Annotated in this window: 9 protein-coding genes; 2 read left to right on the forward strand and 7 right to left on the reverse strand. The window is 41.4% G+C overall.

The annotated features are described in order from the left end of the window. Positions 1–55: 55 nt before the first annotated feature. Both ACOKFG_RS12390 and ACOKFG_RS12395 read left to right on the forward strand, forming a co-directional pair. Positions 56–2,380 (forward strand): carboxypeptidase-like regulatory domain-containing protein, encoded by a 2,325-nt coding sequence (locus ACOKFG_RS12390; RefSeq protein ID WP_422861375.1) that lies wholly within the window; start codon positions 56–58, stop codon positions 2,378–2,380. Positions 2,381–2,464: 84 nt separating this feature from the next. Then, complete coding sequence (locus ACOKFG_RS12395; RefSeq protein ID WP_422861376.1) at positions 2,465–4,807, forward strand: carboxypeptidase-like regulatory domain-containing protein; 2,343 nt, start codon at positions 2,465–2,467, stop codon at positions 4,805–4,807. Between the two features lie 172 nt (positions 4,808–4,979). On the opposite strand, the gene ACOKFG_RS12400 is transcribed toward ACOKFG_RS12395, so the two are convergent. From ACOKFG_RS12400 to ilvD, 7 genes are all read right to left on the reverse strand, one after another. After that, positions 4,980–6,569 carry an NADP-dependent glyceraldehyde-3-phosphate dehydrogenase gene (locus ACOKFG_RS12400; RefSeq protein WP_422861377.1) on the reverse strand — a complete coding sequence of 530 codons (1,590 nt, stop codon included), beginning with the start codon at positions 6,567–6,569 and terminating at the stop codon, positions 4,980–4,982. A 158-nt stretch (positions 6,570–6,727) separates the two neighbouring features. After that, complete coding sequence (gene ilvA / locus ACOKFG_RS12405; RefSeq protein WP_422861378.1) at positions 6,728–7,993, reverse strand: threonine ammonia-lyase; 1,266 nt, start codon at positions 7,991–7,993, stop codon at positions 6,728–6,730. 29 nt (positions 7,994–8,022) lie between these two features. Next, on the reverse strand, positions 8,023–9,498 hold the full coding sequence (gene ilvC / locus ACOKFG_RS12410; protein ID WP_299173539.1) for a ketol-acid reductoisomerase: 1,476 nt from the start codon (positions 9,496–9,498) through the stop codon (positions 8,023–8,025). Between the two features lie 24 nt (positions 9,499–9,522). Further along, complete coding sequence (gene ilvN / locus ACOKFG_RS12415; RefSeq protein ID WP_422861379.1) at positions 9,523–10,050, reverse strand: acetolactate synthase small subunit; 528 nt, start codon at positions 10,048–10,050, stop codon at positions 9,523–9,525. 1 nt (position 10,051) lies between these two features. Further along, a complete protein-coding gene (locus ACOKFG_RS12420) occupies positions 10,052–10,633 on the reverse strand; it encodes an O-methyltransferase (RefSeq protein ID WP_422861380.1) in 582 nt (193 codons plus the stop codon). Beyond that, complete coding sequence (ilvB, locus tag ACOKFG_RS12425) at positions 10,634–12,367, reverse strand: biosynthetic-type acetolactate synthase large subunit (RefSeq protein WP_422861381.1); 1,734 nt, start codon at positions 12,365–12,367, stop codon at positions 10,634–10,636. It lies immediately after the preceding gene. Between the two features lie 49 nt (positions 12,368–12,416). Then, complete coding sequence (gene ilvD / locus ACOKFG_RS12430) at positions 12,417–14,093, reverse strand: dihydroxy-acid dehydratase (RefSeq protein WP_298790000.1); 1,677 nt, start codon at positions 14,091–14,093, stop codon at positions 12,417–12,419. Between the last annotated feature and the right edge of the window lie 288 nt (positions 14,094–14,381).

Below are 14,381 nucleotides of genomic sequence, written 5' to 3' on the forward strand. Positions count from 1 at the left end.
ACACAGTTTTAAACCAATACATCAATTGTTGAATACATTTAAAAACCATAATACAATGAAAAGAAACAAAAACTATTTTTCCATCATAGGTATGGTACTCGCTTGTGGGGTGCTCATCACTTCATGTGCTGATAACTTCGATGAAGAAGAACTATTGCTAAGGCAACAAGAACGCAGTGACAGAATTGCAGCAGATGAAGCCGCTGCAGAAGCGGCAGATGAAGCCGCGGAAGAAGCCCTTTCAGCAGCAAATGCAGCTGCACTGGCTGCCGCTGCCAACCTTACGTACACCATAACCCTTCACTCGGATGACCTTCCTGTAGCTGATGCAGACGTTATCCTTACCAACCAAAATGGTGGCAGTACGGCTGCGGTAACTACCGATGCCAATGGTAACGCTATTTTTACGGATATTGACCTTGGCGGATATAACGTGGCCATATCATCCGATAACCATCTTAACGCTTCCTATCTTGTAGATTTTGGTTCCCCACAGGACGGAGTTCACTATGAGTGGGTAAACGGTTCTATTGTAGCTTTGGAACAGTCCGAGGCATCAAAAATTGAGCTATTAGAGTTAAATGGCACCCAAACCGCAACCATTAAGGGAAATGTTGAGATAGAGACCGATTTGACCAATACCACTCCTGAAGTTCCCCTTGATATTAACATCCGTGCCAACCTGGACAATTTCAATGGGCTTTTTGAACATACCAACAACAGTTTCAATGGTTCCAACAGTGCGTCCACCTTCTATATCAATGGTTCATACTCTTTAACAGAAGGTGACATTGGTTCTGCTGTTGTTGACCCCAATACCGGAGCCTATTCCATGATGGTTCCTGCCCAAGAAGACGGCACAACCATCGAACTGTTGTTCCCCTTGGTAGAGACCGACCAAACTTTAGGGTTTTCCAGTGTCAACGGACAAGATGTAGGTGCACAAGTAGGTACACAGGCTGCTGTTTTTGGGCCTGATATTACAGCTACCACAACTCCTAATGTCTTTGGTGTAACGGCCGAGTTTCCTGCTCCTGCTGATCCGGGAAGAGGGTTTACAATAGGTAACTTTCAACCAACTGCGGCCGATCTTAATGCGGCAGGTGAAACTTTTACTGTTAGTAGTTTCCCATTAGAGGCTGCTTCAGGTGTCAGATATAGAGGCAATCAAGGTTCAGGATATGAACTAACGCCTGCTGTGACTGTTTCTGCTCCTGATCTGTCTGGCAATAGCGCTGTAAATGCTACCATAGAAGCATATATGGACTGGATATTTGAGTCTGTTTCGTATACAGCACAACCTGCGGCAACTTATGGTCTTAATGAGACGATTACCATTAGTGTAGAAATTTCTGATGAGAATGGCATTCAGGATATCTATGCTCTGGCAGAAGTGGATGCTGAAGCAGACGGGTCATTGGTTGCTGGTACTGCTGCTGTTAGCATGAACCCGGAGGTGACTACTAATTATATTGTAACCAGTTTTGCCCTTACCTTTACTGGTGCAGGGACTCCAACTGGAACACTAGCCAGAACGGGTAGTGTAGACAGATTTATGATTACAAATGATGGTGAAGGGTATACTAGTATCCCTACTATCACTGTAGGAGCTGCTCCTGTCGGAGGAACAGATGCTACACTAGAGATATATGCTATGTCTTTCAAATACTCTTTTGATTTGGACAACTCCGGCGTAACTCAGGAATATGTAGTACTTCCTGATGTTACTTTCGAACTTGAAACCGTACCGGGAGCTTTCAATATCAGTACTTCAGCGAATCTTGTGAGAATGGATGCAGATGGTTTTGTAGACGATAATGGTGGGCTTGCGCTAAATCCTTTTATTGACTTTAATAACATTTCAAACAGTGGCTTGATGGTTTCCAATAATGGTAACCTGGTCTTTGATGACGATTTGTTTAGCAATGATATTGGCGTTGTCGCTGCCGTAGAGAAAGGTCTAACAGGCTTTTCTTACTCCATGCCAAGAGCAATTATAGCAGAACCTACCCATGAGCAGACTACAGCAGATGTTGAGGTAAATGCTGATGGTGAAATTACTGGTCTATCCAATATTTCAGTAGGTAGTGGATATACTTCAGAATACGACGTTACCTTAGTTGCACAAAACGGACTGCTTGGTGCGGGCGCTATGATTGATTTGATTGATTTTGATGTGATAGCACAGACTGGGGAAGCAACTTGGGGTGGTAGTACAAATGATCTTATCATAGTTGAGCCCGGTTCTGGTTATACAGAGGATGTAAATATTAGTGCGGAAGCATTTTCAGGTACCACTTCCATCACAGTAAGAAATGGAGAGACTAAAATTCTAAATGTTAACTATGGTACGGGAGACCGTGTATCAGATGTTGATTAAAACAATGTTTTTTACTGAAATAAAAAAAGGGGCCTTAGGGCTCCTTTTTGCGTATTCCAAAAAGTACCGTTTAAAAAAATTATCATGAAAACAAGAAAATTAAAACCCACCAAAGTCAAAAACTATTTCTTCATTATAGTTTTGATACTCACCTCCGGAGTCTTGACTACCTCATGTGCTGATAACTTCGATGAAGAAGAACTATTGCTAAGGCAACAAGAACGCAGTGACAGAATTGCAGCAGATGAAGCCGCTGCAGAAGCGGCAGATGAAGCCGCAGAAGAAGCCCTTTCAGCTGCAAATGCAGCTGCACTGGCTGCCGCTGCCAACCTTACCTACACCATAACCCTTCACTCAGATGATGTTCCTGTAGCTGATGCAGACGTTATCCTTACCAACCAAAATGGTGGCAGTACGGCTGCGGTAACTACCGATGCCAATGGTAACGCTATTTTTACGGATATTGACCTTGGCGGATATAACGTGGCCATATCATCCGACAACCACCTTAACGCTTCCTATCTCGTAGATTTTGGTTCCCCACAGGACGGAGTTCACTATGAGTGGGTAAACGGTTCTATTGTAGCTTTGGAACAGTCCGAGGCATCAAAAATTGAATTGTTGGAACTGAACGGTACCCAAACTGCGACCATTAAAGGGAATGTTGAAATAGAGACCGATTTGACCAACAATACTCCTGAAATTCCGCTGGATGTTACCATCAGAGCCAATCTGGACAGTTTCAACGGCATGTTTGAACATACCAATAATAGTTTCAATGGGTCCAATAACCCAGACTCTTTTTATATCCCTGGGTCTTTCTCATTAACAGAAGGAGATATCGGTTCAGCAGATGTTAATCCAAATACTGGGGACTACGCCATGATGGTTCCAACGCAAGAAGAGGGTACAACCATCGAACTTTTGTTCCCTCTGGTAGAGGCAGAACAGACCTTGGCATTTTCCAATATCAATGGGCAAGATTTAGGTGCCCAAGTAGGCACACAGGCAGCCGTTTTTGGACCTGATATTGTCACTACTACAACACCTTCTATCAAGGGTGTGGTGGCGGAGTTCACAGCCTCTCCAGAACCAGGAAGAGGGTTTAACGTAACAACTTTCACTGCCCAAGAAAGAGGGCTAGGAGGCAGCGCTGTATCTATCGATAATTTTCCCGTAGAATCTGATTTGTCTGAAATCCGATTTAGAGGATCTCAAGGGTCTGGTTATCAATTAACACCTCGGGTGACAGTTTCTAACCCTGACCTTTCCGGTCCAAGTTCTAGAGTCGCTACTGTGGAGGCATGGATGAGTTGGGCACTGGAATCCGTTGCTTATACGGGACAACCTGCATTTACTTATAATAATAATGAAGAAATCACTATTGGTTTGGAAATTTCTGACGAGAATGGTCCTCGTGACATCTATGACTTGGCTAAGATAAATGCCGGTGTGATTGGACAATTGGTTGCTGGCTCTGTAGATGTGGATTCTGCACTACTAATGGCTCCAGATGGCGACAACGTAATAACGACCGATTATGTGGTAACTAGTTTTGCCATTACTTTTACAGGCAATGGCACCCCTACAGGTACGCTTACCAGATCTGGATCGGTAGATGTTTTTAGAATCCCGCAAGGTGGAGCTGGACAGGGATACACGGATATACCAACAATCGATGTGGAAGCTGCTCCACAGGGGGGTATCAATGCCACACTTGAGATTACCGATATGGCATTTCTATACTATTTTGATCTGGATAATACGGGTGTTATCCAGCCTTATGCGGTGCTGCCGGATGTTTTTTTTGAATATACAACAACTCCATCGGGATCTACTGAAGTATTTACTTCGGTCAACTTGGCTCTTTTAGACGACCATAATTTTTTGTTAGCTACTTTTGGTTTTCCCTTTCCTGACCTTAAAACAACGCTTACAGTATCGGGTAACCAATTACTGTTTGATGAAGACTACTTTGGTAGTTTTGAAGTAAGCGCAGGTGTATTGACTATTTTCTCCTATACCATTCCGAGAGCGATCGTAGTAGAACCCACCCATTCGCAAACTACCGCAGATGTAGATGTGAATGCAGATGGTGAGATTACAGGGCTCTCCAATATCACTCATGGTAGGGGATATAATACTACATATGACGTACAACTTACTACTTTGGATGGCCTCGCGGGCTCGGGGGCCGAAGTTGAGTTGGTAGGTTTTAGTACAACAAATGAACGAACAGGTGAGTTAACTTGGAGCGAAAATTTCATTATAAAAGACGGTGGTTCCGGTTACACCCTTGATGTGAACATTCCTGAAGAACCGTTTACACCGGAAACAGCAAGTCAATCACTTACCGTAAAAAATGGCCAAACCAAGATTATAAATGTCAATTACGGTACGGGAAAACCGGTTGCCGACCTTGAGTAGAAGACTAGTTGACTATTTCACAAAAAGAAGGGGGCAAAAGCCCCCTTCTTTTTATAATTACTTTATTAGAGAATTCCTTGCTCATCCATAGGAATCGATATCCAAGTTTTGAAAAAGTAAAAAACAATTTAGCTAAATATGTTCCAAAATTCCAACCCTTCAAAAATAGGCCTTACAGAATGTAATCAGTGCTTAAAAAATTGCTCACCTTGGCTTCTAACAACTGCTCTATAGTCTCATTATTAAGATCATTATCTTTGAAGGCTACAAAAGTTCGTATGGAAAAAGACCGCAACGCATCATGCACACTTAATGTGGATTGCGCTGAGTCCTTTCGTCCGGTAAATGGATATACATCAGGCCCACGTTGACAAGAACTATTTAAATTGACCCTGCAAACTAAATTTGCCAGTGTATCAATAAGCGGGGATAGCGTATAGACATCTTTGCCAAACAAACTCACCTGTTGTCCATAATTGGAGGCGGCCATATCATCCAACGGCTCCTCGATATCAGTAAATGATACCACAGGGATTATAGGACCAAACTGTTCTTCTTCATACACTCGCATCTCTTTGGAAACAGGATATAAAACTGCTGGCCAGATATAGTTTTCTGAAGTTTTTCCGCCTTTCTTGTTATGAACCTTTGCTCCTTTTCTTTTAGCATCATCCAATAATTCCTGAATATATGCGGGCTTTCCAGGTTCCGGTAGTGGTGTCAATTGAGCTCCGTCATCCCAAGGATTGCCAAACTTTAAGGCGTCAACTGCCGATGAGAATCGTTTTAAAAACTCATCCTTAATATCCTCATGTACATAAATGACCTTTAATGCGGTACAACGTTGCCCATTAAAGGAAAGGGTTCCAGAAATACATTCCTTGATGGTCAAATCCAAATCCGCATCAGGTAGGATTATCGCCGGATTCTTGGCTTCTAGCCCTAAAACCAAGCGAAGTCGATTACTCTTCGGATGTTGGTCCTGTAAAGCATTGGCTGATTTACTGTTCCCAATCAATGCCAATACATCTACTTTCCCTGTCTTCATAATTGGAGCAGCCACTGCTCTACCCCTACCAAACAAAATATTCACCACTCCTTTAGGAAAACTGCTTTGAAATGCTTCCAAAAGCGGAGTAATTAATAAGACTCCATGCTTGGCTGGTTTAAAAATTGCAGTGTTACCCATAATCAAAGCAGGTATCAACAGTGCAAAAGTCTCATTTAACGGGTAATTATAGGGCCCTAAACACAACACTACTCCCAATGGTCCTCTGCGAATATGCGCATACACTCCGTCGTGTTTTTGAAACTTGGCCGAATTGCGGTCCAATTGTTTATAGTCCTCAATAGTATCGTAAATATATTCCACCGTACGATCAAATTCTTTCCTTGAATCGGGAAGGGATTTACCAATCTCCCACATTAGAAGTTTTACAACCTCCTCCCTTTTCTCCTCCATTTTTTTCACGAAAGATTCCATACACTCAATACGGTCCTTCACCTTCATCGTTGGCCACACGCCTTGACCTCTATGATAAGCATTAGTCGCGGCATTTAAAGCTTCCATAGCCTCGGTCTCTCCCATATCTGGAATACTTCCCAGTACAGTGTGAGCATATTCTTCCGTTGATGCTATTGTAGAGATTACTTCGGAGTTTTTTCCATTCCAGGCTTTTAATTCACCATTGACCAAATAGGTTTTTTGATGAATTTGTTCTGTGATTTGGAATTCTTCTGGTATTGCAATTTGTGTCTGCATGACCTTCTTTTTTTTTGGATTTCTGTTATTTAATACTGCCAAATAAGGCACAAAGCTAACACAAAAAAGTGTCAAAACTCCTTTATTTACAGCGGTTTGCCAACGCAAACGTTTTAGTGACGTTATTTTAAAAAAAGAGATTGGCTATGTGATACCAATCACACTAAATATTGAAACAAATCGGGTTTATCGTTTAGATAATCCCCGAAAAAATTGTTAATCTTCATCCGTTGAATTAGCGGCTTGAGGTCATCAGATGATTTTAACTCTATTCCCACAACAGCTGGCGCATTTTCACGACTGGATTTTTTGGAGTATTCAAAATGTGTAATATCATCTGTGGGCCCTAAAATGTCAGCAACAAACTCCTTTAAGGCACCAGGTCGCTGCGGAAAACGCACAATGAAATAATGTTTTAAGTTACTAAAAAGCAACGCCCGCTCTTTTATTTCAGCCGTGCGGGTTATATCGTTATTACTACCGCTTACAATGCAAACAACATTCTTCCCTTTTATGTCATCTTGAAATTCATCCAAAGCAGCAATGGTCAGAGCTCCTGCTGGCTCCACCACAATAGCATCTCTATTGTACAACTGTAAGATGGTCTGGCATACTTTGCCCTCTTGAATGGTTTCCATCTTATACAGATGGTCCTTACAAATTGGAAAGGTATAATGACCCACTTTTTGCACGGCCGCTCCATCTATAAATTTATCTATCTGATTTAGCTCGATTAATTCTCCTTTTTCTATAGAGGTTTTCATTGAAGGAGCCCCGGCTGGTTCAACACCTATAATTTTGGTCTTTGGTGATAACGCGCTAAATGTTGCACAAAGTCCTGCAGCCAATCCACCACCACCAACAGCTACAAAAACAAAATCTATCGGTTCTTTAGACTGATTTAGCAGTTCCAAACCAATAGTCGCTTGTCCTTCAATGGTTTTTGGATCATCAAAAGGATGAACAAAAGTTTTGTTTTGATTGTCACAGTAGGTTTTTGCTGCTTTTTGGGAATCGTCGAATGTATCTCCTTCTAAAACTACTTTGACCCAATCCCCTCCAAACATTTTAGTCTGGTCAATCTTTTGTTTTGGCGTAACCGCAGGCATATAAATTGTACCCTTCACTTTTAAATGATTGCAAGCAAACGCCACTCCCTGTGCATGATTACCAGCACTCGCGCAAACCACACCCTTTTTTAATTCTTGTGATGAAAGAGAACTAATCTTATTGAATGCTCCTCGAATCTTATAACTGCGTACTCGATTTAAATCCTCACGTTTTAGAAGAACATTCGCCCCTAATTCTTTGGAATAGCGGATACTTGGCTGCAATGGTGTTGGGTCGGTTACTAGTTTAATAGTCTGCGCAGCCTTATAAATATCCGCTATATCTGGAAAATATGTTGTCGCTGTTCCTTTCATAAGGACATTGTCAGCGTAGGTTTAATTAGTTAAACTATAGGCTTCATCGCCGTCATAGACTCACGCAACCTAGCTCCCACTATTTCAACTGGATGCTCACGCAAGGCTTTATTGACTGCTATAAGTTTCACATTGTCCACCCCGTTGTCGCTGCCAGCGCCGTATTGCTTTCCAATGACATCGGTATCTATTGACTTCATAAAATCAGTCAACAACGGCTTACATGCATGGTCAAAAAGGTAACATCCGTACTCTGCAGTGTCGGAAATAACCCTGTTCATCTCAAACAATTTCTTTCTAGCAATTGTATTTGCAATTAGTGGCGTCTCATGTAGAGACTCGTAATATGCCGATTCACCTATTATGCCAGATTCCGTCATAGTCTCGAAGGCCAATTCCACACCAGATTTCACAAGAGCTACCATTAACACTCCGTTATCGTAAAATTCTTGCTCTGAAATATTATCATTTCCGGCAGGGGTCTTTTCAAATGACGTTTCTCCTGTAGCCGCTCTCCAATCAAGCAAGTTTTTATCGTCATTGGCCCAATCTTCCATCATCGTTTTGGAAAAATGACCACTCATGATGTCATCCATATGTTTTTGGAACAACGGGCGCATGATTTCTTTTAGTTCTTCCGCCAGTTCAAAAGCTTTTATTTTGGCTGGATTGGACAATCTATCCATCATATGGGTTATACCGCCATACTTAAGGCCTTCGGTGATAGTTTCCCATCCATATTGAATTAGTTTTGAAGCATAACCTGCGTCCATTCCTTTTTCCAACATTTTATCGAAGCATAGAATAGATCCTGTTTGTAACAGGCCGCATAAAATCGTCTGTTCACCCATCAAATCGGATTTTACCTCTGCAACAAACGACGATTCCAAAACACCTGCTTTATCTCCTCCAGTGCCTGCAGCATAGGCTTTAGCTTGAGCAAGTCCTTTACCTTCCGGGTCATTCTCCGGGTGCACGGCTATCAATGTTGGCACACCAAATCCCCTTTTATATTCTTCACGAACTTCAGAACCAGGACTCTTTGGAGCTACCATGATCACTGTTAAATCCTCACGAACTTGCATTCCTTCCTCAACAATATTAAACCCATGGGAATACGAAAGGGTGGCTCCTTTTTTCATTAAAGGCATAACAGCGCCCACTACATTAGTGTGCTGCTTGTCCGGGGTTAAGTTGATCACTAAATCGGCCGTTGGAATCAATTCTTCGTAGGTTCCCACGTTAAAATTGTTCTCTTTGGCATTTTTAAAGGATTGTCTTTGTTCTTTGATAGCGGCCTCACGAAGTGTATAGGAAATATCTAAACCAGAATCCCTCATATTCAATCCTTGGTTCAGACCTTGGGCACCACAGCCCACAATAACTATTTTCTTTCCTTTTAGCGCTGCGACACCATCAGCAAATTCGCTGGCGTCCATGAATCTACATTTTCCTAATTGTTCCAATTGATCGCGAAGCGACAGCGTATTAAAATAATTTGTCATTTTCGGTTTTGATTTAGTGCTATTTTATTGATTTTGAAATTCTTCTAAAATGGTGGTAATTGGCATTGTGGCCTTAGTGACGGCAATGCGTCCTGAACGGACAAATTGCATAATACCATAAGGCTCAAGAGCATCGTGCATTTCATCAATCTCATGTTTACGTCCTGTTTTGGCCAAAACAAAGAAGTCCCTGGCCACGGTAACAATCTGCGAATTACTTTCCTTAATAATATTCTGTATCTGACGTTCATCAAACAAGAGATCGGAGGCTATTTTGAATAAGGCCGACTCTTGATATATGGTTTCCTCATCAGTGTGGTAAAATGCTTTTATTACTTCTATTTGTTTTTCAATCTGTCCTGCAATTTTACGGACCCATTCTTCATGGGTGAAAACAACTATCGTAAATTTTGAAACATTCTCAATTTCTGATTTTGAAACATTTAAACTCTCTATATTAATGTGTCTCTTTAAGAATATACCTGATATTCTATTTAAAAGTCCCACATTGTTTTCGGAATAAACCGATATGGTATACCAATGTTTTTCCATGCTATTTTATTTTGACTGCAACTATAAGTCCGGTTGACCAGTCCATTTTAGTAATTGTAAAATCTTTCTTTGCTTCTAATATTTGAATTAATTCAGAGGCCTTTTTATCATGACCTTGCGGCCAGTTGGTTTGATAGCTCATATCATCAATCACATAGAAGCCTCCAATATTTAGTAATTCCAACGTTGCATCCAATAAACTATACTTGCCTGGCCATGCATCGGCAAAAATCAAATCGAACTTGCTTCCTTTATAGGTTGATATCCATTCTTCGCCATCCGCACAGACCAATTGAAGTCTTTCATCCGCTTCAAAAAAGTCTTTTGCTATTTGGGTCAATTCTAGGTCATTATCAATACTTAGGACTTTGGAATTCTCATCCATGCCTTTCAACATCCATGATAAGGATAATCCCATACCTGTTCCCAATTCGAGGAAATTACCTCCTGGTTTTGAAGCAATAAGCGTTTTGAGTAGCGCACCAATGAACATATCGGAAGGCATATCAAAGCCTATTTCCTTTGATTTTGCAAGCAAATCAGGATAAATCCTCGGTTTATCAAGTATTATAGCTTGATCCATCTACTTTAATCTAATATCTGATACGGATGCTCCAGACGGAATCATCGGGAATACGTTATCTTCTTTTTCCACTTTAACCTCCAAAAAATACGGGTCTTTTGATGCAATCATTTCGCTTACTGCATCATTCAGTTCTGAGCGTTCTATAACCCTGCGAGATTTAATGTGATATCCTTCTGCAATTTTCACAAAATCAGGGTTGGTCATTACAGTAGAGGCATATCTACTTTCAAAGAATAGTTCTTGCCACTGACGTACCATTCCCAAATGATCGTTGTTGAGTACAACAATCTTTACGGGAACATTATGCTGAAAGATAACTCCTAATTCTTGAATGGTCATCTGGTAGCCTCCGTCACCTATTATGGCAACAACTTCTCTGTCCATCGCACCCATTTTAGCTCCAATAGCCGCCGGTAAAGCAAATCCCATGGTCCCCAAACCTCCAGATGTGATATTGCTTTTAGATTGTTTGAATTTAGCATACCTACAGGCAATCATTTGGTGTTGCCCTACATCGGTAACTATGACCGCTTTATGTTCAGAGGCAATATTGATTTGTTCAATCACCTCGCCCATGGTAAGTCCATCCTTGGTGGGTGTTAAATCATTTTTAATTACCGTTTCGTACTCAATTCTATATTTTTCTTCAAACTCCGCTCTCCAAGCTTTATGCTCATTCTCATTGATTAACGGCAACAACAGTTCCAAGGTTTGCTTGGAATTGCCCAATACTGCCACATCCGCTTTTACATTTTTGTTGATTTCAGCGGGGTCTATTTCAAAGTGTATAACTTTAGCTTGCTTAGCATAGGTATCCAAGCTACCGGTAACCCTATCATCAAAGCGCATACCTATAGCAATAAGCACATCACATTCGTTGGTCAATACATTTGGGCCGTAATTACCATGCATACCTACCATTCCAACATTCAAAGGATGATCTGTATCCATTGCGGAAAGTCCCAAAATGGTCCAAGCTGCGGGAATTCCAGCTTTTTCAACTAAGGCTTTGAGTTCCGCCTCAGCTTCTCCTAATATTACTCCCTGGCCAAAAACAATGTATGGTTTTTTGGCATTATTAATAAGCTCAGCTGCTGCTTTAATCGCATTCATGTCTGGTTTCGGTGCTGGTGTGTAGCTTCTAACACCTGTACATTTTTCATATACAAAATCGAACTCATCAAACTGAGCGTTTTTAGTGATATCGACCAAAACTGGCCCTGGTCTCCCAGAACGCGCAATGTAGAAGGCTTTAGCCATGATTTCAGGAATCTCGCTAGCCTTGGTGATTTGATAATTCCACTTGGTGACGGGAGTAGATATCCCTACGATATCGGTTTCCTGAAAAGCATCCGAACCCAATAAGTGTCTTGGAACTTGTCCTGTAATGCATACCATGGGAGTGGAATCTATTTGTGCATCTGCTAAGCCAGTAACCAAATTGGTAGCTCCAGGGCCGGAGGTAGCCATAGCAATCCCCACTTTTCCATTTACACGTGCATATCCTTGAGCGGCATGGGTAGCTCCTTGCTCATGTCTTGTGAGAATATGGGTCAGTTTGTCCTGGAACTTATAAAGTTCATCATAGACTGGCATAATAGCTCCTCCTGGATAGCCATAAATTAAGTCCACACCTTCAGCCAACAAACAATGGATAATGGCTTCTGCCCCAGTGATACGAATTGACGTTTCTTTTTTCTTTTCTGTTTTTTGCGCTTTCAAAGTCTCCATAAACCTTATTTAAGGATTATATGCTCCCAATACATTTTGGGAAATGTTTTTAAATCATGTCGGTAACACAACCTAGCGAGGCTGAGGATACCGTTTTGGCGTATTTGTACAAACTACCTTTTCTTACCTTAAGAGGAGGTTGTTCCCAATTTTCCTTTCTTCTGCTCAATTCTTCTGCGGAAACTGCTACACTGATGCTATTTTTCTCCGCATCAATGGTTATCACATCTCCATCTTCAACTAGTCCGATAGCACCTCCCTCCTGAGCTTCAGGTGCAATATGTCCCACCACAAAACCGTGGGTTCCACCTGAGAATCGACCATCTGTTATCAAGGCTACATCTTTACCCAAGCCAGCTCCCATAATCGCAGCTGTAGGTTTGAGCATTTCTGGCATTCCAGGCCCTCCTTTAGGTCCTTCATATCGAATTACCACAACATCACCTTTCTTAACCAGGCCATTTTTGATGCCGTCATTTGCAGCAAACTCCCCTTCAAAAACTTTGGCAGGTCCTGAGAAATGCAGACCTTCTTTTCCTGTTATTTTGGCCACTGCGCCATCGCTGGCCAAATTCCCGTATAGAATTCTTAAGTGCCCTGTTTCTTTAATTGGATTGTCTAAATCCATAACCACTTTTTGCCCTTCAGACAAATCAGCAACCTCTTCCAGGTTTTCTGCAATGGTTTTTCCCGTTACAGTAAGGCAATCACCATGAAGCATTCCATGTTTCAGCATGAATTTCATGACGGCAGGCACCCCTCCTACGTTGTGAAGATCTTCCATCAAGTATTTACCACTGGGCTTAAGGTCAGCCAAAAACGGAGTTGTATCACTTATACGTTGAAAATCTTCTAGTCCAAAATCGATTTCTGCCGCTTTGGCAATGGCTAAGAAATGAAGTACTGCATTTGTGGACCCACCTAATATGGTTATTAAGCGGACTGCATTCTCCAAGGACTTTTTGGTTATGATGTCACTTGGTTTAATATCATTCTCGAGTAGATGTTTTAATGCCTTGCCCGAGTCAACACAATCTTTCTTTTTATGACCACCCACTGCTGGGTTTGAAGAACTATATGGCAATGACATACCTAGTGCTTCAATTGCTGATGCCATTGTGTTTGCCGTATACATTCCGCCACACGCTCCAGCACCAGGGCATGCATTCTGAATTACGCTTTTATATTCATCCTCATTCATGGTTCCAGCGACCTTTTCGCCCCAAGCTTCAAACGCAGAAACTACATCCAGCTTTTTATCGTTCAAACATCCAGGTGAAATTGTACCTCCGTATACCAAAACGGAAGGCCTATCCAAGCGGATCATGGCCATTAGTGCACCCGGCATGTTCTTGTCACAACCAACCACAGTTACCAAGCCATCATAATTCATGGCCTGAACAACTGTTTCCATGGAATCTGCAATAATATCTCTAGATGGAAGTGAATAACGCATTCCGTATGTTCCCATTGAAATTCCATCACTAACGCCGATTGTATTGAAGATAAGTCCTACCAAATCACCTTCAAAAGTTCCTTCCTTTACATAGGTTGACAACTCATTCAGATGCATGTTACATGGGTTCCCTTCATACCCTGTGCTCCCAATCCCCACCAATGGCTTTTTAAGGTCTTCCTCGGTCAATCCAATCGCATATAACATTGCTTGAGCGGCAGGCTGCGTTGGGTCTTGGGTTACATTTTTACTATACTTATTCAATTCCATTAATAATATTCTTTCTAATCCAGAATTCCGTTGAATTTACTCTACTATCCAAAGATAGATGTTTCAAATACCCAATAATTTTAACAGTTTAAGTGGTTCTAAATCCATCTGCATCAATAAATACGTATTTAACTGAATTTCAATATTTTATCTTATTTTAAAATCCCATATTCATTTAGTTTCAATACGCATAAAAAAAGCCTGTATCTCATTCGATACAGGCTTTTCTCAATCAATGGCAAGTCTGTATCATTCCCTAAAGGGAACAATAATGACGACGTTATTGAT

This window comes from Flagellimonas rhodophyticola, from assembly GCF_049332665.1.
Classification (GTDB): Bacteria; Bacteroidota; Bacteroidia; order Flavobacteriales; family Flavobacteriaceae; genus Flagellimonas.